General features: G+C 59.5%; 18 protein-coding genes. 6 read left to right on the top strand and 12 right to left on the bottom strand.

Annotated features, from left to right (window positions below; all coding sequences use genetic code 11):
* Position 1: 1 nt before the first annotated feature.
* Together gmhB and ACVWSC_RS00085 are read left to right on the top strand one after the other, a co-directional pair.
* Positions 2-535, top strand: a complete 534-nt coding sequence (gmhB, locus tag ACVWSC_RS00090) for a D-glycero-beta-D-manno-heptose 1,7-bisphosphate 7-phosphatase (protein WP_442111101.1) — start codon at positions 2-4, stop codon at positions 533-535.
* 61 nt (positions 536-596) lie between these two features.
* The gene (locus ACVWSC_RS00085) at positions 597-1,367 is read left to right on the top strand and encodes a lysophospholipid acyltransferase family protein (RefSeq protein ID WP_442111099.1); all 771 of its coding nucleotides are present in this window, start codon (positions 597-599) and stop codon (positions 1,365-1,367) included.
* A 181-nt stretch (positions 1,368-1,548) separates the two neighbouring features.
* On the opposite strand, the gene ACVWSC_RS00080 is transcribed toward ACVWSC_RS00085, so the two are convergent.
* Both ACVWSC_RS00080 and ACVWSC_RS00075 read right to left on the bottom strand, forming a co-directional pair.
* The gene (locus ACVWSC_RS00080; protein ID WP_442111097.1) at positions 1,549-3,171 is read right to left on the bottom strand and encodes an MFS transporter; all 1,623 of its coding nucleotides are present in this window, start codon (positions 3,169-3,171) and stop codon (positions 1,549-1,551) included.
* A gap of 99 nt (positions 3,172-3,270) precedes the next feature.
* Positions 3,271-4,920: a GMC family oxidoreductase gene (locus tag ACVWSC_RS00075; protein WP_442111095.1), complete on the bottom strand. Its 1,650-nt coding sequence runs from the start codon at positions 4,918-4,920 to the stop codon at positions 3,271-3,273.
* 137 nt (positions 4,921-5,057) lie between these two features.
* Between ACVWSC_RS00075 and ACVWSC_RS00070 the strand changes: the two genes are divergently transcribed.
* Positions 5,058-5,945: a LysR family transcriptional regulator gene (locus tag ACVWSC_RS00070; RefSeq protein WP_442111093.1), complete on the top strand. Its 888-nt coding sequence runs from the start codon at positions 5,058-5,060 to the stop codon at positions 5,943-5,945.
* Between the two features lie 3 nt (positions 5,946-5,948).
* On the opposite strand, the gene ACVWSC_RS00065 is transcribed toward ACVWSC_RS00070, so the two are convergent.
* From ACVWSC_RS00065 to ACVWSC_RS00055, 3 genes are read right to left on the bottom strand one after another with little or no spacing between them, the layout of a single operon-like run.
* On the bottom strand, positions 5,949-6,767 hold the full coding sequence (locus ACVWSC_RS00065) for a sulfite exporter TauE/SafE family protein (protein WP_442111091.1): 819 nt from the start codon (positions 6,765-6,767) through the stop codon (positions 5,949-5,951).
* Positions 6,764-8,035: an NAD(P)/FAD-dependent oxidoreductase gene (locus tag ACVWSC_RS00060; protein WP_442111089.1), complete on the bottom strand. Its 1,272-nt coding sequence runs from the start codon at positions 8,033-8,035 to the stop codon at positions 6,764-6,766. Before ACVWSC_RS00060 ends, ACVWSC_RS00065 begins: the two co-directional genes overlap by 4 nt.
* 37 nt (positions 8,036-8,072) lie before the next feature.
* The gene (locus ACVWSC_RS00055) at positions 8,073-8,957 is read right to left on the bottom strand and encodes an MBL fold metallo-hydrolase (RefSeq protein ID WP_442111087.1); all 885 of its coding nucleotides are present in this window, start codon (positions 8,955-8,957) and stop codon (positions 8,073-8,075) included.
* 268 nt (positions 8,958-9,225) lie between these two features.
* On the opposite strand from ACVWSC_RS00055, the gene ACVWSC_RS00050 reads away from it, so the two are divergent.
* From ACVWSC_RS00050 to ACVWSC_RS00040, 3 genes are all read left to right on the top strand, one after another.
* Entirely contained in the window at positions 9,226-10,521 is a 1,296-nt protein-coding gene (locus tag ACVWSC_RS00050; RefSeq protein WP_442114396.1) for a sigma-54 interaction domain-containing protein, read from the top strand.
* A gap of 213 nt (positions 10,522-10,734) precedes the next feature.
* Entirely contained in the window at positions 10,735-12,276 is a 1,542-nt protein-coding gene (locus ACVWSC_RS00045; protein WP_442111085.1) for a DUF3300 domain-containing protein, read from the top strand.
* Between the two features lie 14 nt (positions 12,277-12,290).
* The gene (locus ACVWSC_RS00040; RefSeq protein ID WP_442111083.1) at positions 12,291-13,169 is read left to right on the top strand and encodes a DUF2950 domain-containing protein; all 879 of its coding nucleotides are present in this window, start codon (positions 12,291-12,293) and stop codon (positions 13,167-13,169) included.
* A 355-nt stretch (positions 13,170-13,524) separates the two neighbouring features.
* Here the strand turns inward: ACVWSC_RS00040 and ACVWSC_RS00035 are convergent, their stop codons facing one another.
* The 7 genes from ACVWSC_RS00035 to dnaA form a co-directional block, all read right to left on the bottom strand.
* Positions 13,525-15,993: a TonB-dependent siderophore receptor gene (locus ACVWSC_RS00035; RefSeq protein WP_442111081.1), complete on the bottom strand. Its 2,469-nt coding sequence runs from the start codon at positions 15,991-15,993 to the stop codon at positions 13,525-13,527.
* A gap of 86 nt (positions 15,994-16,079) precedes the next feature.
* Positions 16,080-17,021, bottom strand: coding sequence for a FecR domain-containing protein (locus ACVWSC_RS00030; protein ID WP_442111079.1), 942 nt, complete (start codon positions 17,019-17,021; stop codon positions 16,080-16,082).
* On the bottom strand, positions 17,018-17,503 hold the full coding sequence (locus ACVWSC_RS00025) for a sigma-70 family RNA polymerase sigma factor (RefSeq protein WP_442114395.1): 486 nt from the start codon (positions 17,501-17,503) through the stop codon (positions 17,018-17,020). Before ACVWSC_RS00025 ends, ACVWSC_RS00030 begins: the two co-directional genes overlap by 4 nt.
* A gap of 369 nt (positions 17,504-17,872) precedes the next feature.
* Complete coding sequence (gyrB, locus tag ACVWSC_RS00020) at positions 17,873-20,290, bottom strand: DNA topoisomerase (ATP-hydrolyzing) subunit B (RefSeq protein ID WP_442111077.1); 2,418 nt, start codon at positions 20,288-20,290, stop codon at positions 17,873-17,875.
* Positions 20,291-20,294: 4 nt separating this feature from the next.
* Positions 20,295-21,398: a DNA replication/repair protein RecF gene (gene recF / locus ACVWSC_RS00015; RefSeq protein ID WP_157190617.1), complete on the bottom strand. Its 1,104-nt coding sequence runs from the start codon at positions 21,396-21,398 to the stop codon at positions 20,295-20,297.
* Positions 21,399-21,417: 19 nt separating this feature from the next.
* Entirely contained in the window at positions 21,418-22,521 is a 1,104-nt protein-coding gene (gene dnaN, locus ACVWSC_RS00010; RefSeq protein WP_442111075.1) for a DNA polymerase III subunit beta, read from the bottom strand.
* A gap of 39 nt (positions 22,522-22,560) precedes the next feature.
* Positions 22,561-24,081, bottom strand: a complete 1,521-nt coding sequence (gene dnaA / locus ACVWSC_RS00005) for a chromosomal replication initiator protein DnaA (RefSeq protein WP_442111073.1) — start codon at positions 24,079-24,081, stop codon at positions 22,561-22,563.

Below are 24,081 nucleotides of genomic sequence, written 5' to 3'. Positions count from 1 at the left end.
CTTGAAGCTGCTGATTCTCGATCGGGACGGGGTGATCAACCAGGATTCCGACGCTTACATCAAGTCGCTGGAGGAATGGATACCCATTCCCGGTTCGATTGAGGCCATCGCGCAGTTGAGCAAAGCGGGCTGGACGGTGGCCGTTGCCACCAACCAGTCCGGCATTGCTCGCGGTTACTACGACCTTGCCACCCTCGAAGCCATGCATGCGCGCCTGCGCAGGCTGGTGGCCGAGCAGGGCGGCGAGGTTGGCCTGATCGTTTATTGCCCTCACGGCCCGGATGAAGGCTGCGAATGCCGCAAGCCCAAGCCAGGCATGCTGCGAACTATCGCCGCGCATTACCAGGTAGAACTGGCTGGGCTGTGGTTCGTTGGCGACAGTAAGGGTGACCTGGAAGCCGCATTGACCGTCGATGCTCAACCAATTCTGGTAAAAACCGGGAAAGGCGAGAAAACCCTGAGCAAGGGAATTCCACAAGGAACATTGATTTTCGATGATCTGGCAGCCATCGCCAGAGAACTTATCCACAAATAGGGCGTCTGCGAACCAGGCGCACTTTTACTAGGCGGGCAAGCCCGCAACGGTACATGCCGCTATGTCGATCCTGCAGGCGATCAGAATTTTTCTTTTTTACCTGCTGTTGGGTACCAGCTCGTTGCTGTGGTGCACCCTGAGCTTTTTTATCGCGCCGTTTCTGCCATTCAGCGCCCGTTACCGTTTCATCAATGTCTACTGGTGCCGCTTTGCACTGGTGCTGGCGCGGGTCTTTCTGAACATCAAGGTCAAGGTGACCGGGGCTGAGAACGTCCCGAAACAACCCTGCGTGATTCTTTCCAATCACCAGAGCACCTGGGAAACGTTTTTTCTTTCCGCCTATTTTTCGCCGTTGAGCCAGGTGCTCAAACGCGAACTGCTGTTCGTGCCGTTCTTCGGCTGGGCGATGGCCATGCTACGGCCGATCGCAATTGATCGTGACAACCCCAAGGCTGCACTCAAGCAGGTCGCCAGCGAAGGCGACAAGCTACTCAAAGATGGCGTCTGGGTACTGATTTTCCCGGAAGGTACGCGGGTGCCATTCGGCCAGATTGGCAAATTTTCCCGCGGTGGTACTGCCTTGGCGGTGAACGCCGGCCTGCCGGTACTGCCGATTGCCCACAACGCTGGCAAGTTCTGGCCTAAAGAGGGTTGGGGCAAACGTGCCGGTACCATCGAAGTGGTGATCGGTGCACCCATGTACGCTGAAGGCACCGGCCCACGTGCCATTGCCGAGCTCAACGACCGCGCAGCGGCCTGGAACGAGCAAACCCAGCGCGACATGGGTTCATTGCCTGCACAGGCGCCAAACGCCGCTCATGGGGTTGCCTGACGATCTGTGGATAACGTGTGTACAGTATTTGGATTTTTCGCCTGAAAAATAGCTAAGTCTTTAATTTGATTACTTATTTTTCTGTATGACTGTTTTCTGAAAATCGTGCATAAGTTTTTTCCGGAATAAAAAAACGCCTGTGTCTGGGGTAACTGTCTTGCCCGCTCCTACAGAGAGGTGTTTACACCTTGTCGATATCTACATCGCGGGTTTCTTTCAGGCAGAACAGCCCCACCACCAGGCTGATCCCGGTGATCAACACCGGATACCACAGGCCATAGAAGATATCGCCGGTGTACACCACCAGGGCAAACGACACCGTCGGCAGGAATCCGCCGAACCAGCCATTACCGATGTGATACGGCAACGACATCGAGGTGTAGCGGATACGGGTCGGGAACAGCTCGACCATCACCGCTGCCAGCGGGCCGTAGGTCATCGTCGCGATCAGGATCATCGCCACAATCAGCACCACCACCATGGTCTGGTTCACGCTGGCAGGGTCGGCCTTGGCGGGGTATCCGGCTTTTTCGATGGCGGCTCGCAGGGCCACTTCATCAAACCCGCTGATGCGCTGATCACCAACGGTGACCACTACTTCACTACCCGCAGCGACCGATTCAGAGCTGTACGGCAGGCCTTGCTTGACCAGGAAGGTTTTGACCTTGTCGCACGGACTGTCGAAGCGCGCTTTACCCACCGGGTCGAACTGGAAGGTGCAGCTTTGTGGATCGGCCATCACCACAATCGGTGCCTGGCGGCTGGCAGCGTCGATTTGCGGGTTGGCGTAATGGCTCAAGGCTTTGAACAATGGGAAGTAGAGCAGGGTGGCCAACAGCAGGCCAAGCATCAGGATCGGCTTGCGCCCGACACGGTCCGACAGCCAACCGAAGAACACAAAGAACGGTGCACCAATCACCACGCTGATAATCAGCAAGGTATTGGCCTGCGCCGGATCCATCTTGAGCATTTGGGTAAGGAAGAACAGCACATAGAACTGTGCGGTGTAGAAGGTAACCGCTTGCCCGGCGTTGATACTGAACAGCGCGGTGAGCACAACCTTGAGGTTGGCCCAGGAGCCAAACGACTCACGGATCGGCGCTTTACTGGCCTTGCCCTGGGCCTTCATTTTCACGAAGGCAGGCGACTCGTGCATGCTCATACGGATCCAGGTAGAGATCCCCAGCAGCACGATCGACAGCAGGAACGGCAGGCGCCAGCCCCACACTTCAAACTGATCGCCACTGATGTAGCGGCTGGCCAGCACTACCAGCAGTGACAACAGCAAGCCCAAAGTCGCCGTGGACTGGATGAAGCCAGTATGGAAACCACGTTTGCCCGGTGGCGCATGCTCAGCCACATAGGTGGCTGCACCACCGTATTCACCGCCAAGCGCCAGGCCCTGGAGCATACGCAGGATCACCAGGATGATCGGTGCGGCGATGCCGATGCTGGCGTAGGTCGGTAGCAGGCCGACGGCGAAGGTAGACAGGCCCATGAGCACGATGGTCACCAGAAAGGTGTACTTGCGGCCGATCATATCGCCCAGTCGACCGAACACCAGGGCCCCGAACGGTCGCACCAGAAAGCCTGCAGCAAAGGCCATCAAGGCAAAGATAAACGCCGTGGTGTCGTTGACCCCGGCAAAGAACTGCTTACTGATGACCGCCGCCAGTGCCCCGTAGAGAAAAAAGTCGTACCACTCGAACACTGTCCCGAGGGACGACGCAAAAATGATCTTGCGCTCTTCACGGCGACTGTTGCTGGCCGTCGCCGCGCCTTGTTCCTGAATGTAATCCGACATCGTTGCTGTCCTCGGCCTCAAGGCCCCAGTGATTATTCTTGTTGTTCCACTGTCGACGCCGGCAGACTGCCTCCGGCGTCGTTACTGCACGCACCCTGGTCAGGGCGTCGGTATTGCGCTTTCTTCTTCGGTCCGAGCTGTGGATAACATTCCCCGGGTGATCAGTTGTGCCGCCTTTTCGGCAATCATCAAGGTAGGTGAGCAGGTATTGCCGGAGACAATCTGCGGCATGATCGACGCATCAGCGATGCGCAGCCCCGGTATGCCATGCACGCGCAGCTGCTCGTCGACCACCGCCAGCGGCCCACTGCCCATGCGGCAGGTACCCACCGGATGGAAAATCGTGGTGCCGATCTGGCCGGCAGCTTCATGCAATTGTTCTTCGCTTTGCAGCGCAGCCCCCGGCAGGTATTCACGCGGGTTGAAGGCCGCGAGGGCAGGGGCCTGAACGATTTTGCGAGTAAGACGAATGGCCTGGGCGGCAACCCGCAGATCTTCCGGGTCGCTCAGGTAGTTGGGATCAATCAGCGGCGCGTCAGCCGGGTTGGCCGAACGGATATCGATGCGTCCGCGACTGGCTGGGCGCAGGTTGCACACCGATGCGGTAAAGGCTGGGAAGCGATGGAGTGGCTCGCCGAAGCGCTCCAGTGACAGCGGCTGCACATGGTATTGCAGGTTGGCGGAGGCCTGTTCCGGCCCGGAGCGGACAAACGCGCCTAACTGGCTCGGCGCCATGGCCAGCGGGCCGCTGCGGTCGTACAGGTAGCGCAGGCCCATGCCCAGCTTGCCCCACACGCTGTTAGCCACCTGGTTAAGGGTGCGTGCGCCGCTGACTTGATAAATCAGCCGCAGTTGCAGGTGATCCTGCAGGTTGCCACCCACGCCTGGTAGTTCATGCCGAACAGTTATCCCCAGGCCTTCAAGCAAACCACGCGGACCGATTCCCGAGCGTTGCAGGATGCCGGGTGAACCCACCGAACCTGCGCAGAGGATGATTTCGCGGCGGGCCCTGAATTGCTGCCATGTACCTTGCCAGCGCGCGTTCACCGCACTGGCGCGACCGCCGTCGAGGATCACCTGATCGACCAATACATCGGTCAGCACCGTGAGGTTGGGACGGTTACGCACCGGGCGAAGAAAGGCCTTGGCCGAATTCCAGCGAACCCCGGAACGCTGGTTGACCTGAAAGTATCCACAGCCCTGGTTATCCCCACCGTTGAAATCAGCGACGCTGTCGATACCGCTCTGGGCGGCCGCGTCACGAAAAGCATCGAGGATCGGCCAGGAATAACGTTGCTGTTCGACCCGCCACTCGCCTTGATTGCCATGCACATCGCTGGCACCGGCGAAGTGATGTTCGCTGGCCTTGAACAGCGGCAGTACGTCTTTCCAGGCCCAACCGGCGTTACCTTGCTCGGCCCAGCGGTCATAGTCACTGGCCTGGCCGCGCATGTAGATCATGCCGTTGATCGAAGAGCAGCCACCCAGCACTTTGCCCCGTGGATAACCCAAGGCGCGCCCGTTCAGGCCAGGTTGAGTTTCAGTCTTGAAGCACCAGTCGGTGCGCGGATTACCAATGCAATACAGGTAACCCACCGGGATGTGAATCCAGGGGTAGTTGTCTTTACCGCCCGCTTCAAGCAACAAGACTCGACAGCCGGGGTCGGCAGACAAACGATTGGCCAGCAGGCACCCGGCAGGGCCGGCACCGACAACCACAAAGTCGTAGACAGGATCGGCTGATGGCATGGGCAACCTCGCGCCTGATTATTATTCTTGTCCTGCTCCATGTTATTGATTAATTTCGAGATGAAAACGTTAGATTTCACTCAAGTGCTGTGCGTTTTAACACAACGTCTGTGAACACCTGATTCACAAGGATAAGCATGTTCGACTGGAATGATCTGCGGTTTTTTCTCGAGTTGCAGCGCAGTGGACGCTTGCTGACAGCGGCCAAGCGCCTGAACACCACCCATAGCACCGTGGCCCGGCATATCGACAATATCGAGCAGAGCCTGGGCACCGCCTTGTTCGTCCAGCATGCCCAAGGCTACGAGCTGACGCCCTCTGGCCAGGCGCTGCTCAAACATGCTGAAGCCATGGAAAACGTCGCCCTACTGGCCCAGGAAGAAATCACCCAGGCCATCACCCCGTTAGGCAAGATCCGGCTAGGCGTTACCGAAGGTATTGGCATCATGTTCTTCACTCCGCGCATGAGCAGCCTGTTCGAACGCTACCCGGGGTTGGAGGTGGAGCTGGTCGCTGTGCCGCGCTTCGTCAGCATCCTCAACCGTGAGGCAGAAATCAGCATCCACCTGGAACGGCCCAACGCTGATTTACTGATCACCCGCAAGCTCACCGATTACCGCTTGGCGCTGTATGCCAGCCCCGAATACCTGGCCAAGGCGCCAGCACTGGAGTGTCGCGAAGACCTCGCCCGGCACAGCTGGATCGGCTACGTCGACGACCTGCTGTTCAGCCAGGAACTGTTGTTTCTCAACAGCTTTTGCCGGGCGCCCAACGTGGTGTTTCGCAGCACCAGTGTGATTGCCCAGCAACAGGCCGCCCGCGCGGGGCTGGGCATTGCCGTGCTACCCAACTACATGGCCCGCCACGACCCGGCGCTGGTACGCGTGCTGCCCAGTGAAACCATCCAGCGCAGCTACTGGATCTGCACCCGCCGCGAACTGCACAAGTCAGTGCGCTTGCGGGTGGTCTGGGACTTTCTCCTGGCCTTGTGCGCGCAAGAGCAGGGCGCCTTGCTGGCGGAGTAAAGCTCAAGCGCTCAGGGTTTTAATGGTTAGCAGCACTGCCGCACAGATGCCAACGACGGCGAACAGCTGCTGCAGGCGCGGGCCAGCCAAGCGCCCGGCAAATTGCCGGGCGACCAATAGCCCTACCACCGCACCGCCAGCAAAGGGTGCGCCCACACTCCAGTGCATCACGCCTCCGACGCTGGCGCTGACCACACTACCGGTGGACACCAGGGCAATCACCGCCAGTGACGTGGCAACAATGCTTTTCATGTCCAGGTTGGTATAACGGCTGAGCGCCGGGATGATCACAAAGCCGCCGCCCACGCCCAGCAAACCGGAGAGCAGCCCGGACAAGGCACCGGTGAAGGCCAACGCCCGCGCACAAGGCAACGTCCAGCGCAGGCGTCCTTGCAAAGGATTGAGCACACACGGCATGACCATGCGCTTACCCAGCGGCGGCTCGCCACGCAGCTCCCGATGCGCCTTGAGCAGCATGCGAGCGCAGGCATACACCAGCACCACTGCGAAGGCCAAGGCCAATGGCGCATTGGGCAGTTGATGCGCCAGCGTCAGGCCTAGTGGAGCAGTAGCGATACCGATCAGCGCCACAAACGCCGCCGCTCGATAGCGCACCACGCCCTGGCGCAACCCCAACACCGCGCCAACCGCAGCGGCCATGCCCACGGCAAGTAGGCCGACCGGCGCCGCTTCGACCATCGACAAGCCCAGGCCGAAAACCAGCAGCGGAACCGCAAGAATGCCGCCACCCGCACCAGTCAACGCCAGCACTGCACCAATGATTGCGCCCAATCCAGCAGCGAGAAAGGGTTGTTCGATCACTGCTGCGCCTCGACCGCTGCCGGCTGAGGTTTAGCCAACCATTCACGTCCTTTGAGCATGCAGCGCCAGTACAACGGCGGCAGGATCTGCGCTTTGAGCAACCAGGCCAGACGCGTAGGGCGACGGCCATCGAGCAACCAGCGCGGAAAGCTCGGTGCCAGCTTACCGCCGTAGCTGAACTCGGCAAGCACGATCTTGCCGCGCTCGACGGTCAACGGGCAGGAGCCATAACCATCGTAGTGCACCGGCTTCGGCAATCGGCCCAGCGCAACCAACACGTTGTTGGCCACCACCGGTGCCTGCTTGCGCGCCGCCGCGGCAGTTTTGGCATTGGTGGTATTGATACCGTCACCCAGGGCATGGATGTTGGCGAACTGACGATGTCGAAGCGTCGCCGGATCAACATCAATCCAGCCAGCGGTGTCTGCCAGCGGGCTATTACGGATGAAATCGGCAGGCACTTGCGGTGGGACGACATGCAGCATATCGAAAGATTGAGTCAGCGTTTCAGTGCTGCCGTCTGCCAGGGTTCGCACGAAGGTGGCTTGCTTGCCAGGGCCATCGACGGCAACCAGGCGATGGGCATAGCGCAGGTCCACCGCATATTTATCAATGTATTCCATCAGCGCCGGGACATAGTCCGCCACCCCGAACAGCACGGCACCCGCATTGAAGAACTGCGCCTGGATCTTGCCCAGACGCCCCTGACGCAACCAGTGATCACATGACAGGTACAGCGCCTTCTGCGGCGCACCGGCACATTTGATCGGCATCGGCGGCTGGCAAAACACTGCACGGCCTTTACGCAGGTTCTGCACCAGCTGCCAGGTGTAAGGGGCCAGGTCATAGCGATAGTTGGAGGTCACGCCATTGCGCCCGAGGGTTTCGCTCAGACCTTCAATGGCAGTCCAGTCGAGCTTGAGCCCCGGGCACACCACCAACTGCTCATAGCTGAGCACACGTCCGTCATCCAGCGTCAGCGCTTGTGCATGAGGATCAAAGCGTTCGACCCGAGCCTTGATCCAGTGAACGCCGCGCGGAATGGTCGAGGCCATGCTTCTGGCTGTGCTCGGCGCATTGAAGACGCCCGCGCCGACCATGGTCCAGCCGGGTTGATAGTAATGGGTGTCGGCCGGATCGATCAGGGCAATGTCCAGTGACGGGTCGCGACGCATCAGGCTTGAAGCCACAGCGATACCGGCAGCCCCCGCGCCGACAATCAGGATCTTGTGATGATCGCCTTGCGGCGATGTGGCGTGAGCAGGCATGGCAAGGTATTCCTTTAATAATAATTCTGGGTGGAGCTCAGAGTGCGTTGAGTGGAATTTTCAGGTAACGCACGCCGTTGTCTTCAGGCTCGGGGAGCTGGCCGCTGCGCATGTTGATCTGCACTGACGGCAAAATCAGCACCGGCATGTCGAGGGTGGCATCGCGGGCTTCGCGCATGGCAACAAAGCTGTCCTCGCTGATGCCTTCGCGCACATGAATATTGTTGGCGCGCTGCTCCGCCACGCTGGTCATGTAGCGCAGCTCGCGGCCACCGGGCAGGTAGTCATGGCACATGAACAACCGGGTATCAGCGGGGAGGGCAAGGATGCGCTGGATCGAGCGATACAAGGTGCGGGCGCTGGCGCCTGGGAAATCGCAACGGGCCGTGCCGTAGTCCGGCATGAACAAGGTGTCGCCGACAAAGGCGATGCTGTGCTCACCGACTTCCACCACGTAGGTCATGCACGCTGGAGTGTGCCCCGGCGTGTGCAGGGCACGGGCCTGCAAGTTGCCGATGGTGAAGGGCTGTTCATCCTCGAACAGCACATCGAACTGGCTGCCATCGCGGGCAAAGCCACTGTCGGCATTGAATAGGGCGCCGAAGACTTTCTGCACCTGGGTGATCTGGCTGCCGATTGCGATTTGGCCACCAAGGGCCTGCTTGAGGTAGGCCGCCGCCGACAAGTGATCAGCATGCACATGGGTTTCCAGAATCCACTGCACCTTGCCACCCAGCTCGTTGACCCTAGTGACCAACTGATCTGCCGATGCGCTGTTGGTGCGTCCTGATTTGGGATCGTAGTCGAGCACGCTGTCGATCAGTGCACAGTGGCCGCTGCCACGGTCCATCACCAGATAGCTGATGGTTGAAGTCACACTGTCGAACAGCGCTTCCACATACAAATTGCCGCCGATGATCATTACCGCTCTCCAGATGGTTCCTTGTGCCCAGGCATCGAGCCTTGTGCGCATTGGTCAGGCTTTTATCAAGATGCGTGCCATCGACCCTGCAGCGAATTCCTGCCCTGAAATGCCGTGTTTACTGACTGCGAAACGCTGCCCCTGCCTAAAACTGCCGCACTGTCTGTCAGACCATGGCAGTCCCTGGCAGTTTTTGGCAGTCCTCTCGCCTTCAGTTAAGCTGCTCAGGTGCTTCCCCTGGTGCCTTATGTCTTATTCTTCGCCAAATATTCCCGAACCCGCCATCCAGGCGCTGGTGTCCTACCTCGAACACGACGCGCAACCCACCATCGTGCTCGACACCGACTACAACATCCTCGCTGCGAACGCGGCCTACCAACGCCAGTTCGGGGTAGAAGGACAGCCACCGCTCGGTGGTAAATGTCATCGGGTTTCCCACCACTACGCGGTGCCCTGCGATCAGGCCGGTGAATTGTGTCCGATGCGCAAGGCCTGGGACAGCCGCACCCCCGAGCGGGTGCTGCATGTTCATCACACACCACGCGGACCTGAACACGTTGATGTTGAGCTGCGCCCGATTCTGGATCAGCAGGGTGAAGTGGTGGCCTTTGTCGAGCGCCTTACCAGCATCGCAGTGGCGTCAGCCCAACCACAACAGCAAGGCTTGGTAGGACGCTCTGCAGCGTTCAAAGAGTCGTTGTCCGGACTGCAACGAGCAGCGCCAGCACAGATCCCGGTGCTACTACAGGGTGAGTCGGGCACTGGGAAAGAACTCTTCGCCCGTGCCTTACACCTGGGTAGCCCTCGCGCCAATGGCCCGCTTGTAGTCGTCGACTGCACAGGGCTAACGGAGTCGCTGTTCGAGAGTGAGCTGTTCGGTTACGAGAAAGGCGCCTTCACCGGGGCACTGCAACGCAAGATCGGCCTCGCCGAAGCCGCCCACGGCGGTACCTTGTTTCTCGATGAGATCGGCGAAGTCCCACTGGCGATGCAGGTGAAACTGCTACGCCTGATCGAGTCGGGCAGCTTTCGCCCCGTCGGCAGCCTGCGTACTGTCCACTCAGATTTCCGCTTGGTCTCAGCCACGCATAAACCCCTCAAGGAAATGGTCGCGGCAGGCACCTTTCGTGAAGACCTCTATTACCGCATCAGCGGCTTCCCGATTCGCTTACCGTCTCTGCGCGAGCGGGTCGATGATTTGCCGCTGCTGATCGACAGCTTGTTGCAACGGTTGGCCGGAAAGTCAGCCCCCAAGGTCGATCGTGAAGTACTGACACTGCTCGGGCTGCACAGCTTTCCCGGCAACATCCGCGAGCTGCGCAACATCCTTGAGCGAGCCCGATTGTTCGCCGACGACGGCGTCATCCGTGCCGAGCATCTGCCTGCAGAACTGAGAAATGGGGCAGGGGAGTCATCGGCTTCCGGGCGGCGGCGCAACAGGGATAACCTCGGACAGTTGGCCCAGGCTCTGCAGAACTTCGACGGTCCGCGCAGTGCACTGGCACAGCACCTTGGCATGAGTGAGCGAACGCTTTATCGCCGCCTACGCGAACTGGGGCTTTGATCCCACAGATGACCCGGGAGCTCCGTCAATAGGTTCCACGTGAAACATAGGCGGGAACTGATCGCAGTCAGCCGGCAAGGCATTTTTTCTTCTACGCTGATACTGCTCACTCGCGGCGCAGGGTCTTCCGAGCGTTGCTTGCTGAGTCGGTGGCCCATTGGGTGTCAGGGTGCCGACGTTCGATCCTGACATTTCTCCCAGAGGAGCATCGTCATGTTTGCCTGCTTTTACCGGGCGATTCTGCTCACCGTCGCCCTGCTCGCGCTCTCGGGTTGTTCCGATGAAGATGCGCAATCCAAGAAAGCGGCCCCGCCGCCCCCAGCCGCCACAACCGAAGCCCCAGCCGCACCGGCTGCACCCGCTCCAGCGCCGGCTCCAGCTGCGCCTGCAGCGCCAAGTGAGGCGGTGTTCAGCGCCGAGCAGCTTGATCAGATGATGGCGCCCTTGGCGTTGTATCCGGACGCTTTGCTGGCGCAGGTGCTGATGGCCACCACCTATCCGGGCAATGTTGCCGACGCGGTGGCCTGGTCCAAGGCACACCCGAAGGTCAGCGGTGATGCCGCCGTCAAACAGGTCGCCGACCAACCTTGGGACCCAAGCGTGCAGTCGTTGGTGGCCTTTCCGCAGGTGCTCGATACGCTTGGCCAGGATCCGGCCTGGGTGCAGCGCGTGGGTGATGCGTTTCTCGCCCAACCCGACGCGGTGATGAATTCAGTGCAGCGCTTGCGCGCAAAAGCCAAAGCTGCGGGTAACCTGGAATCCAATGATAAGCAGACCGTCATCGTGCAGCCGGCAAGCGCCCCCGCAGCCAATACCACCACGGTGGTACAAGCGCCTGCGCCAGCACAAACCATCGTGATCCAGCCGACCAACCCGCAGGTCGTCTACGTGCCGAGCTACAACCCGCAAGTGGCGTACGGCAGTTGGCCCTATCCGTCCTCGCCACCTGCGTATTACCCGCCGTCACCGGGCTATGCCATCGGCACGGCGTTGGCCACCGGCCTGGCTTTCGGTGCTGGCGTGGCGATCGTCAACTCGCTGTGGGGGGATTGCGACTGGGATGATCATGACGTCGATATCAATGTAAATCGCTACAACAATATCAACGACAATCGCAGGATCAATGCCAACCAGAACACCTGGCGCCACAACCCGGTGTATCGCGACGGCGTACCGTACCGCGACCAGGCCAGCCGCGCCCAATTCGATCGACGCCTGCCCGGTAGCGAACAGCGCACTGCATACCGCGGCGACACCCCGGACCGTGTCGCAGAACGCGCGCGCGCCCGTGAAAGCCTGACGCAGCGGGGCATCGAATCACCGGCAAGCAGCAACCTCGAAGCGCGCCAACGTGTGCAAAGTGCCGACCGTGAGCGCGCCCAGCAAACCCTGCAGAAGCACGGCATTGAGCAGTCCGGCGGCGGCGCACGTGAGCGTGCCCAGGTTGCCGAGCGCCAATTGAAAAATGACGGTCAGGTGCGCCAGCGTGCTCAGGTATCCCAGCAAAGTCGCCAGCATCAGCCGTCGGTGCGCAACCAGCAAGCACGCCAACAAGTCCGCCAGCAACATGCCAGCATTCAGGCACCGCGCAACAATGCGTTGGCCGGTGTACGCAATCCTTCGCAGTCCCGCATCGCGAGCAACCGTGGCCAGGTCAGTCACCAGAGCATCAACCGACCTTCTGCGGCGCGAACGGGCCACCAGGTGCAACGACCCGTGCGGGCGCAATCCGGCGGTGGCGCCCGTCGTCGTTGAGAGGAGAGTCAGTCATGAATACTGCAAGTCGATTTGTGCTGGTTCTGCTCCTGCTCTGGACGTCCGGCAGCTACGCGCAAAAACACTTTCCAACCCCGGAGGCTGCCAGCGAAGCGCTGGTGCAGGCGCTCAGTAACGAGAAAGCCGATGAGCAACAATTGGCCAACCTGCTCGGCAAAGACTGGAGAAGTTACATCCCCAGCAAAAGCGTTGACCGTGCAGACGTCAAAGCCTTCCTTTCCCTCTACAAGGAAAAACATCAGATTCAGTCCGATAACCCGAAGCTGGCACATCTGGTCGTCGGCAACACGCCCTGGGTATTCCCGATGCCCATCAAGCAGGTTGCTGGCGGTTGGACATTCGACACCAAAGCCGGCGCTGCGGAAATCCGCCTGCGCCGGATCGGACGCAACGAACTGGCGACCATTCAATCAGTGCGTGCCTACCACGACGCGCAGATGGATTACGCCGAGGTTGATCGTAATGGCGATGGTGTCCTCGAATACGCGCAAAAATTCATCAGTAGCGACGGGCAGTTCGACGGTCTGTACTGGCCTGAGAAGGAGGGCATCGAGGAAAGCCCACTCGGGCCACTGTTTGGCGATGCCGCAGTGGGTGATGACTGGCACGGCTATCACTACCGCATCCTCACCGCCCAAGGCCCCTCGGCACCCGGCGGCGCCTATGACTACAAAATCGGCGGCCACATGACTCGCGGCTTTGCCGTAATCGCCTGGCCGACGAAGTATGGGGACACTGGCGTGATGAGTTTCATGATCAGCCACGACGGCGAACTGTTCGAGAAAGACCTCGGCCCAGATAGCACCAAACAAGCAGCTGCCATTAAGCGTTTCGACCCCGACAGCAGTTGGAACGAAGTGAAAGAAGAGTAGGAGCGGGCTTGCCCCGCGATTGCGGTGTGTCAGCCACACCGTATCGCGGGGCAAGCCCGCTCCTACAATGAAAAAGCCCGCGTTAGCGGGCTTTTTTATGGGTGACGCCTAGAGTCGCTGATGTGGGGTCACCAGATAGATGATTCGAAGGCCCTAACAAAACGGGGGGGAAGTCATCTTTTCTGCGAGTCCTTAACTGGGAGTTCTCACAATATTGGGTTCCACGTGGAACAAACAGATGGAGCCATTGTGAGGATCGAAAACGATCTTTCGCTGCTGACCAGTTTCGATTTTGGGAACGATCAACGGGCAAGAAGCCCCCTGCGTCAGGCAGGGGATTGGTGACAGAGGGGATTTACCACTTATAGGAAAGTTCGGCGACTACGCTGCGTTCTTCGCCCAGGTTGCACGCTTGGTAGAAGAAGCATGTGGCGACGTAGTACTTGTTGGTCAGGTTATTGACGTTGATGGAGGCTTGGGCCCCACGCAGGCTCGGGTCGAGATTGCCAAGCTCGTAACGCACGGCGGCGTCATACAGGGTGTAGGACGGTACCTTGAAGGTGTTCATGCTGTCGCCAAAGGTCCAGCCGGTGTAGCGCACGCCAAGACCGACGCTCAGGCCCTGCAGCGGGTCGAACGGGATGGCGTAGTCAGCCCACAGCGAGGCCAGTTTGGCAGGAACCTTGTATGGGCGCTTGTCTTCGTTGCCGTCGTTGCTCTTGGTCACTTTTACGTCGCTGTAGGACAGCGATCCGATCAGTTTCAGGTCGTCCATCACGGTGGTGATGGCTTCCAGCTCTATCCCTTTCGAGCGAATCTCGCCGGTCTGGATGCTGTTGAACAGGTCGTTCGGATCGGTAGTGACCGTGTTTTGTTTGGTCAGGTCGTACGCCGACAAGGTGATCTGGGTATCCGTGCCTGGCGGTTGGTAGCGCACGCCCACTTCATACTGCTTGGCGGTTTCTGGCTCGAAAGGCTTGCTGCCACGGGCTGGGCCGGTGGAGCCGACGACCGGGTTGAACGACTCGCTGTAGCTGACGTACGGCGCAAAGCCACTGTCGAACAGGTAAACCAGGCCTGCACGGCCAGTGAAGTCATGCCAGTCCTGATCGGCCGTTTCGCTGTCGGTGAAGCGATTTTCGGTGCGGATGCGTGCGCGATCCTCGCGGCCGCCCACGGTCAGCACCCAGCGATCCCATTTGAGCTGATCCTGAAAGTAGTAGCCAATCTGGGTGGTGCGCTGCAGGTTGTTGACCCAACTGGTGTTAACCGAGGTGTCAACCGGGCTCCCGTAGGACGGATCGAACACGTTGATCGGTGTGGCACGGCCCCAGCGCTCGTTTCGCACCGACTTGCTCCAGCTGTAATCGATACCAAACAGCGCGGTGTGAGCAATCGGGCCTGTATCGAAGCTGGCCTGCAACTGGTTGTCCAGTGCCAAGTGGCTGCCGTAGGCGTGGCGGATCTGCCACTCGCGGTTGATTGAGGCGCCGGGAACCCCGTCGGGGCCGGTGATCAGACCGGTCGCACTGGCACCGAAGGAACGTGCCAGATAATTCTCCTGATTGTCGAAATCGGCCCAGCGCACATTCTGGCGCACGGCCCAGGTATCGTTGAACTCATGGCTGAACTCGTAGCCAAGCGAGGTGCTTTCAACTTCCTCGAAGTCGAAGTCCGGCTCGCCGACGAAGCGGCCCATGGGTACCTTGCCGTAGGGGCTGGAGCCGTTGACGGCGGCCCAGGGAATGGTGGTTGGGGCCAGACCCTTGTTCTTCTGGTACGACGCCAATACGGTCAGGTGGGTCTGGTCGCCGGGGCGCCAGGTGAAGCTGGGTGCGATGTAACCGCGATCGTCATCGGTGTGGTCGTACAGGCCATCGGCCTCACGGCCTAAGCCGACCAGGCGGTACATCAGGGTCTTTTCGTCGTTCAGCGCGCCGCTCACGTCGAACTTGGCCTGGCGACGGTGGCCATTACCCACGGAAACACCGATCTCGCCACGGTCATAGTCGGTGGGGCGCTTGGAAATCGAGTTGATCATGCCGCCCGGCTCCGCCTGGCCGTAGAGGACAGAGCTCGGGCCCTTGAGCACTTCGATGCGCTCGATGCCGTACGGCTCTTCGCTGAACATGCCGAAGAAGCCCAGTGGTCGCAGACGCAGACCATCGCGGTATGTGAGCGAGATGGCATAGCCACGCAGGAAGATGTTGTCGGCGGCGTTGCTGGCGCCGCCGCCGTCGGAGCGAACACCCGAGGTGTAGCGCAGCGCCTGGTCAAGGCGCTGTACACCCATATCCTCCATTTGCTCGCGGGTCACCACCGAGATGGCCTGGGGGGCTTCCAGCATTGAAGTGTCTGTCTTGGTTCCCGTGGCGGTTCGGCGGGCAATGTAGCCGTCTACCGGACCCCAGGCGCTTTCAAAGTTCGCCGGAGCGGAAACGGTGCTGGGGGCGAGAGTGAGCGCATCACCAACGGGTTGAAGACTGTAGTTGCCGCCTGCACTTGGCACCACTTGCAAGCCACTGCCCATGAGCAAATGCGCGAACCCCTGCTCCACGCTGTAGTTGCCCTGCAGACCCTGACTGCTCATGCCATTAGTCAACGCGGCATCGAACGACAGCACGACACCCGCCTCGTTGGCGAAACGGCTGAGCACCGAGCCCAGGGTGCCAGCAGCGATGGCGTAGGCCTTTACCGCCTCTTCAGCATGGACCTTGCTGGCGTCGCTCAACAGCGGCTGGATAAAGCCAGCGTGCAGGGCCAGGGTGGTGCCGAGGATGGCGATGGCCAGAGGCTTTCTTGTGTGCTGGTGGATATGCGACATGAGGGCTCCTTCAAATGCCGGTAAGGCGGTTTGCAGGAGAGGTCGAGCGAGATTGGAAAACCGACAATCGATAATGAAAAATATTTTCACTTGCGCGCTTTGATGCTCACCCAGTAGCGGGTACGGGTTTCGATGCGCACCGGCAGCGCCTGGGCGATGACGGTCAAGGCGCGGTCGGTATCGTCCAGCGGGTAGGCGCCGGCCAGACGCAGGCCGGCGATCTCATCGGCACACGTGATAACACCAGGACGGTAGCGCTGCAATTCGGCCAGGGTGCGATCCAGGCGCCAGTCATCGATCACCAGGCGCCCTTGGCTCCAGGCGCTCAGATTGGTATCGATAGGGTGCGGGGCGGCCAATGCGCCAGCGGCGAAGTCGAGCCCCATGCCGCTCTCGACACGGACTTCTTCACGGCCCGGGGCGTTACGCACGGCAACGGCATGCTCCAGCACACTGAGTGAGGTGCGATCTTCATACTGACGCACGTTAAAACGCGTGCCCAACGAGCGCATCTCGCCATGGGCGCTGCGCACCTTGAACGGGCGCGAGTCCTTGGCCGTCTCGATGAGGATTTCACCGGCACGCAGGATGATCAGCCGCTGTTCGGCGTCGAAACGGATATCCACCGCGCTGGCGGTATTGAGGGTCAGCCGGGTGCCGTCCGGCAGGGTCAGGCTGCGTCGCTCGCCGGTGGCGGTGCGTTGATCGGCAAGCCAGATCGGCGTCTGCCGATAGCCCGTCCAGGCCAGGCCGGAAACGCCCAGGCCGAGTACTAGCCCCTTGAGTAGCGTGCGCCGAGTCGCCTGCACGCTCCCGCCCATGGCGCGACGCGCCAACGGCCCCGGCAAACCGTGGAGTTCAGCCTGTAGGTTTTCCAGGCGCTGCCAGGCCCATTGGTGCAAAGCGTTCTGTTGGTGCCAGAGCTGCCATTGCTGCTGGGTGCTCCGGCAATCCGGCGCGGCGCCGAGGCGCGCGTGCCATTGGGCCGCATCACGCAGCGCCAGGCGCTGTTCGGCGGGATTGTTCATCCTTCGGCATCCAGGGCGAACAGCAGGCACTGTTCGGTGGCCTTGGCCATGTACTTGGTCACCGAACTGACGGAAACATCCAGACGCCGGGCGATCTCGGCATAGCTCAGGCCTTCCAGTTGCGCGAACAGAAACGCCTGGCGCACCTTGAGGCCGAGGCCATCGAGCATGGCGTCGAGTTGCAGCAGGGTTTCCAGCATCAGCAGGCGCTTTTCCGGCGAGCACACCTGCAGTTCCGGCTCCTGCGCCAGGGCCTCCAGATAGGCCTGCTCCAGGCTACGCCGACGCAGATGATCGACCATCACCCGCTTGGCCACGGTCGCCAGAAAGCTGCGCGGCTCGCGCAATGGACAAGCCACGGTGGAGGCGATCAGGCGGACGAAGGTGTCATGAGAAATGTCCTCCGCACGCTGCCGATCACCCAAGCGTTTGCGCAGCCAGCCTTGCAGCCAGCCGGCGTGATCGCGATAGAGGCAGTGCATTTCATCGTGCAGCGAGGCGCGGGACACCCGGATCTTCCTTTTACAAAAAAACGATGCGGATAAGAATTAATCGCGATTGTATTCGGATGGCCAAGGTGATGGCAATTGCGCCGTGGTACTGTGCCGACGCAGAGGTTTGTGGGGACGCGTTCCCACGCTCCGCGTCACTAATGTCCGGGGAAAACTACTCATAGCTGAAGGCTTCCCATGGCAATCCTGCATTGAGTTTGGTTGCACCTTCGCTCACCTGCTTTGACGCAAAAAGCCCGCTTTCGCGGGCTTCGTGGTAACTGGGTCACGGTGGGAGTCAGAGGCGGCCGGTCATCTTTATGACAATCCGGTCACCTTTTCTGCACCCCTACAAGCGGATCAGAAGTCCAGGTTAGACACCGCCAGCGCGTTGCTCTCAATGAACTCACGACGTGGCTCAACCGCATCGCCCATCAAGGTATTGAAGATCTGATCGGCAGCGATCGCGTCTTCAATGGTGACCTTAAGCATACGGCGCACGGTTGGGTCCATGGTGGTTTCCCACAGCTGATCAGGGTTCATTTCACCCAGACCTTTATAGCGCTGGATGGTGTGACGCTTGGTGCTTTCGGTCATCAACCAGTCGAGGGCTTCCTTGAACTCAGTGACAGCCTTCTTGCGCTCACCACGTTGCACGTAGGCACCTTCGCCGAGCAGAGTGCTCAGTTGTGCGCCCAGGGCGGTGACGGTGCGGTAGTCGTTACTGCCGAAGAAGTCACGGTTGAAGGTGACGTAGCTGGCCAGGCCATGGGAGGTGATTTCCACTTCCGGCAGCCAGACATTACGCTCTTTGTCTTCACGCAGGCTGGCCTTGTACAGCAGGCCCGACTTCTCGCTGATGCGCAGACGCTCTTCGAACTTGCCCAACCACTGCTGCATGGCAGCATGGTCGCCCAACTGCTCCAGAGAAACCGGTGGCAGGTAGACGAAGTGCTCGGTCAGCTCTTGAGGGTACAGACGCGACAGACGCTTGAGGGTCTTCATCACTGTACGGAATTCGTTAACCAAGCGCTCCAGCTCAACGCCGGAAACAGGCGGTGCCGATTCGTCCAGGTGCAGGCTGGCATCTTCCAACGCCGACTGGGTCATGTACTCTTCCATGGCCTCGTCGTCTTTGATGTACTGCTCTTGCTTACCTTTCTTGACCTTGTACAGCGGCGGCTGAGCGATGTAGATGTAGCCACGCTCGACCAGCTCTGGCAACTGACGGAAGAAGAAGGTCAGCAGCAGGGTACGGATGTGCGAACCGTCAACGTCAGCATCGGTCATGATGATGATGTTGTGATAACGCAGCTTGTCGATGTTGTACTCTTCGCGACCGATACCACAGCCCAGCGCGGTGATCAGGGTGCCCACTTCCTGGGACGAGATCATCTTGTCGAAACGTGCTTTCTCGACGTTGAGGATCTTACCCTTGAGCGGCAGGATGGCCTGGGTCTTACGGTTACGACCTTGCTTGGCCGAACCACCTGCGGAGTCACCCTCCACCAGGTACAGTTCAGAGAGGGCAGGGTCTTTCTCTTGGCAGTCGGCCAGTTTGCCTGGCAGGCCGGCGATATCCAGCGCACCTTTACGACGGGTCATTTCCCGCGCTTTACGTGCAGCTTCACGGGCGCGCGCAGCGTCGATCATTTTGCCGACAACGGCTTTGGCTTCGTTCGGGTTTTCCAGCAGGAAGTCGGAGAAGTACTTGCCCATCTCCTGTTCCACGGCGGTTTTCACTTCCGAGGAAACCAGTTTGTCTTTGGTCTGCGAGCTGAACTTAGGATCCGGTACCTTGACCGAAATAATCGCGGTCAGACCTTCACGGGCATCGTCACCGGTGGTCGCAACCTTGTTCTTCTTGGCCAGACCTTCCTGCTCAATGTAGTTGTTCAGGTTCCGGGTCAATGCCGAACGGAAACCGACCAGGTGGGTACCACCGTCGCGCTGCGGGATGTTGTTGGTGAAGCACAACAGGTTCTCGTTGAAGCTGTCGTTCCACTGCAGGGCGATTTCCACGCCCACGCCGTCTTCACGCTGAACGCTGAAGTGGAACACCTGGTTGACCGGGGTCTTGTTGGTGTTCAGGAACTCAACGAACGCACGCAGACCGCCCTCGTACTTGAAGTACTCTTCTTTGCCCGAGCGCTCGTCCTTCAGCAGGATGCCGACGCCCGAGTTAAGGAAAGACAGTTCACGAATCCGCTTGGCCAGAATGTCCCAGCTGAAGTGGATGTTCTTGAAGGTTTCGGCCGACGGTTTGAAATGGATTTGGGTACCCGTGGTTTCACTGTCACCCACGATGGCCATCGGCGCTTTGGGAACGCCATGAACGTAAGTCTGTTCCCAGATCTTGCCGCTGCGGCGAACGGTCAGGATCAGTTCTTCGGACAGGGCGTTAACCACAGACACACCTACACCGTGGAGACCACCGGATACTTTGTAGGAGTTGTCGTCAAACTTACCGCCAGCGTGCAGAACGGTCATGATGACCTCGGCGGCAGATACGCCTTCCTCTTTGTGCACGTCGACAGGAATGCCGCGACCGTTGTCGCGAACGCTGATGGATTCGTCCGGGTGAATGATTACGGTAATGTCATCACAGTGGCCGGCGAGTGCTTCGTCGATCGAGTTATCGAGCACCTCGAACACCATGTGGTGCAGGCCGCTACCATCATCGGTGTCGCCAATGTACATACCGGGACGCTTGCGCACGGCATCTAGCCCTTTCAGCACCTTAATGCTGGAGGAGTCGTACGTTTGATTTTCGCTCATGCCTTCACTCCCGATGGTCGTGGGTCTGGGTGATACGGCCCTGTTCCACGTGGAACAAAGCAACTGGCGTTTCCGTCTGCCAGCCTTCCCTCAATAATTCGTGATCTACACAGGTGATAAACACCTGGCAGCGTAAGTCTTCCAGCAAGCGACACAGTGCGCGGCGATGCTGCTCGTCCAACTCGGACGGCAAGTCATCCACCAGATAAATACATTGGCCGCGTCGAGCCTGGCTAACCAGGTGCCCCTGAGCGATACGCAATGCGCAGACCACAAGCTTCTGCTGGCCTCGAGACAAGATATCGGCCGCGTTATGTGCACCGAGTCTCAGGCGTAAATCAGCACGTTGAGGTCCGGCCTGGGTATGGCCCATGTGCTGATCTCGTTGCAAGGAAGAGGCGAGTACTTCACTGAGTTCTCTATCCTTATCCCAGCCTCGGTAATAGCTCAGGGTTAGCCCTTCAAGCTCGACCAAATCGCTCAGGGTTCGCTCAAAGACTGGCTTCAAGGCCTTGATGTAATTTCGGCGGTATTCATCTATTTCAGCGCTGGCCAGGCACAGTTCCCGGTCCCAGGCCGCTTGCGAAACAGCGTCAAGTGTACCATGCCGCAACCATGAGTTCCGCTGCCGCAAAGCCTTCTGCAGGCGTTGCCAGGTAGCCATGAAGCGCGGTTCCACGTGGAACACGCCCCAATCGAGGAACTGACGGCGAATTTTCGGGGCGCCTTCAAGCAGGCGAAAGCTGTCCGGGTTGATCAACTGCAGCGGCAGAATCTCTGCCAGTTGCGCAGCACTGCGAGCATTCTGCCCGTCGATGCGGATGGTGAACTCACCTTGCCGATCCCGCGATATCCCCAGGTTACTGCTGCCACCTTCACTCAGTTCGACCTGACCGAATACGGTACACGCCAGTTGCTCATACTGAATGACCGGTGTCAGGCGGGTACTGCGGAAGGAGCGAGCCAGCCCCAACAGGTGCACGGCTTCCAGCACACTGGTTTTGCCGCTGCCGTTGGCGCCGTACAGGATATTGATGCGGGGAGAGGGAGAGAAGGTCACCGGGTGCAGGTTACGCACCGCGGTGACTGAAACGCGACTGAGGGACATCTAGCGTCTGCTGAACACGTTACAGGCGCATCGGCATGACAACATAAGCGGAGTCGTCGTTGTCAGCTTCCTGCAGCAGCGCACTGCTGTTGGAATCCGACAGAATCAGACGAACTTGCTCAGTGGTCATAACGCCCAGCACGTCGAGCAAATAGCTGACGTTGAAGCCGATTTCCAGCGAGCTACCGTTGTAGTCGACGCTGATTTCTTCTTCCGCTTCTTCCTGCTCCGGGTTGTTTGCCTGGATTTTCAGCTGAGCATTGGCCAGCTGCAGACGAATACCGCGGTACTTCTCGTTGGACAGAATCGCCGTACGGCTGAACGCTTCGCGCAGTGCCTGACGATCACCGACTACCAGCTTGTCACCACCTTTAGGCAGCACGCGCTCGTAGTCCGGGAACTTGCCATCGACCAGCTTCGAGGTGAAGGTGAATTCACCGGTAGTGGCGCGGATGTGGTGTTGTCCCAGCACGATGCTGACCATGCCATCAGGCTCGGTCAACAGACGCGCCAGCTCAAGGATGCCCTTGCGCGGCACGATGACCTGGTGACGGTCGGCCTGACCAATGTCGGCACTCATCGAGCACATGGCCAGACGGTGACCGTCGGTAGCCACGGCACGCAGGGTGTTGCTGGAGACTTCCAGCAGCATACCGTTGAGGTAGTAACGCACATCTTGCTGGGCCATGGCGAAGCTGGTGCGCTCGATCAGGCGGCGCAGACGGCTTTGCTCAAGGTTGCAGGTCAGCGAGCCCGGGCCTTCTTCAACGGTCGGGAAGTCGTTGGCCGGCAGGGTCGACAGGGTGAAACGGCTACGCCCAGCCTTGACGACGATCTTTTGCTCATCGAGCTTGATGTCGATCAGCGCGTCGTTTGGCAAGCTTTTGCAGATATCCATCAGCTTGCGTGCAGGTACGGTGATCTCGCCCGGCTCGGCAGGCTCTTCCAGTTGAACACGGCCAACCAGTTCCACTTCCAGGTCAGTACCGGTCAGTGAAAGCTGCTGACCCTGAACAACCAGCATTACGTTGGACAATACCGGCAAGGTCTGGCGGCGCTCGACGACGCCTGCGACCAGTTGCAGGGGTTTCAACAGGGCTTCGCGTTGAATGGTGAAATGCATGGTCTAGTCCCTTGCCTTAATAAGCTGCGCTGACGCCAATCACGTCGTCAGAGTCCGCAGCAGGTTCTTGTAGTCCTCGCGGATATCCGCGTCGGATTCCTTGAGCTCGTTGATCTTGCGGCACGCATGCAACACCGTGGTGTGATCGCGGCCGCCAAACACATCGCCGATTTCCGGCAGGCTGTGGTTGGTCAGTTCCTTGGACAGTGCCATGGCTACCTGACGTGGCCGAGCGACCGAACGTGAGCGGCGCTTGGACAACAGATCAGAGATCTTGATCTTGTAGTACTCGGCAACGGTGCGCTGAATGTTATCCACACTCACCAGCTTGTCCTGCAGTGCCAGAAGATCCTTGAGCGATTCGCGAATCAGCTCGATGGTGATGTCACGGCCCATGAAGTGCGAATGGGCGATTACACGCTTCAATGCGCCTTCAAGTTCACGGACGTTGGAGCGAATACGTTGGGCAATAAAGAAGGCGGCATCATGGGGCAGCTCTACTTTAGCCTGGTCGGCCTTCTTCATCAGAATCGCGACGCGGGTTTCCAGTTCCGGTGGCTCGACCGCAACGGTCAGGCCCCAGCCAAAGCGCGACTTCAGCCGTTCTTCCAGGCCTTCGATCTCTTTCGGATAGCGGTCGCTGGTCAGAATGACTTGCTGGCCGCCTTCGAGCAGGGCGTTGAAGGTGTGGAAAAACTCTTCCTGGGAACGCTCTTTGCGGGCGAAGAATTGAATGTCATCGATCAGCAGCGCATCCACCGAACGGTAGAAGCGCTTGAACTCGTTGATGGCATTGAGCTGCAACGCCTTGACCATGTCGGCAACGAAACGCTCCGAATGCAGGTAGACCACTTTGGCATTCGGGTTCTTCTTGAGCAGGTGGTTACCCACAGCATGCATCAAGTGCGTTTTACCAAGGCCTACACCGCCATAAAGGAACAGCGGGTTGTAACCATGCTTAGGGTTGTCGGCAACCTGCCAGGCAGCAGCTCGCGCCAGCTGGTTGGACTTACCTTCGACAAAGTTTTCGAACGTGAAGGTGCGGTTCAGGTAGCTGGTGTGCTTGAGCGCACCTTCAACCTGAACAGTACGCTGTTCGGTACGGCCACTCGGTGCTGGAGCAGTATTGGACTCCCCCATGGCGTCAAAGCTGTCACGCGAAGGCGCTTGCTCTGGTTCCGCTGCGACCGGAGCCACCGCGGCAGTCGGTGCAGCAACGGGCTCATTGACCACCGCCGCTTGTGCAGCCTGTGCTTGCGACGCTGCCACCGCAGCAGCCAACGGCGCATTGGGCGCAGCACGGGGTGCCGAACTACGGCGGCTACCTATTAATAAGGAAAGGGCAGGCGCAATGCCGTTGCCGTGCTCACCCAACAGTTCGAGCAGTCGGCTCAGGTACTTTTCATTAACCCAATCAAGCACGAAACGGTTAGGCGCGTAGACGCGCAACTCGTCGCCTTCGGCTTCGACCTGTAGCGGACGGATCCAGGTGTTGAATTGCTGGGCAGGCAGTTCATCGCGCAGAAGCTCCACGCACTGCTGCCAAAGTTCCACTGACAC

This window comes from Pseudomonas sp. NUPR-002, assembly GCF_056322725.1.
The sequence above is the reverse complement of the archived record's forward strand: the minus strand, read 5'-3'. Positions and strand labels throughout refer to the sequence as shown.

Bases quoted from the DNA above. Each gene is read 5' to 3' on its own strand.
- ACVWSC_RS00085 (WP_442111099.1), top strand. From the start codon at position 597: ATGTCGATCCTGCAGGCGATCAGAATTTTTCTTTTTTACCTGCTGTTG.
- ACVWSC_RS00080 (WP_442111097.1), bottom strand. From the start codon at position 3,171: ATGTCGGATTACATTCAGGAACAAGGCGCGGCGACGGCCAGCAACAGT.
- ACVWSC_RS00075 (WP_442111095.1), bottom strand. From the start codon at position 4,920: ATGCCATCAGCCGATCCTGTCTACGACTTTGTGGTTGTCGGTGCCGGC.
- ACVWSC_RS00070 (WP_442111093.1), top strand. From the start codon at position 5,058: ATGTTCGACTGGAATGATCTGCGGTTTTTTCTCGAGTTGCAGCGCAGT.
- ACVWSC_RS00060 (WP_442111089.1), bottom strand. From the start codon at position 8,035: ATGCCTGCTCACGCCACATCGCCGCAAGGCGATCATCACAAGATCCTG.
- ACVWSC_RS00055 (WP_442111087.1), bottom strand. From the start codon at position 8,957: ATGATCATCGGCGGCAATTTGTATGTGGAAGCGCTGTTCGACAGTGTG.
- ACVWSC_RS00045 (WP_442111085.1), top strand. From the start codon at position 10,735: ATGTTTGCCTGCTTTTACCGGGCGATTCTGCTCACCGTCGCCCTGCTC.
- ACVWSC_RS00040 (WP_442111083.1), top strand. From the start codon at position 12,291: ATGAATACTGCAAGTCGATTTGTGCTGGTTCTGCTCCTGCTCTGGACG.
- ACVWSC_RS00035 (WP_442111081.1), bottom strand. From the start codon at position 15,993: ATGTCGCATATCCACCAGCACACAAGAAAGCCTCTGGCCATCGCCATC.
- ACVWSC_RS00030 (WP_442111079.1), bottom strand. From the start codon at position 17,021: ATGAACAATCCCGCCGAACAGCGCCTGGCGCTGCGTGATGCGGCCCAA.
- ACVWSC_RS00025 (WP_442114395.1), bottom strand. From the start codon at position 17,503: ATGCACTGCCTCTATCGCGATCACGCCGGCTGGCTGCAAGGCTGGCTG.
- gyrB (WP_442111077.1), bottom strand. From the start codon at position 20,290: ATGAGCGAAAATCAAACGTACGACTCCTCCAGCATTAAGGTGCTGAAA.
- recF (WP_157190617.1), bottom strand. From the start codon at position 21,398: ATGTCCCTCAGTCGCGTTTCAGTCACCGCGGTGCGTAACCTGCACCCG.
- dnaN (WP_442111075.1), bottom strand. From the start codon at position 22,521: ATGCATTTCACCATTCAACGCGAAGCCCTGTTGAAACCCCTGCAACTG.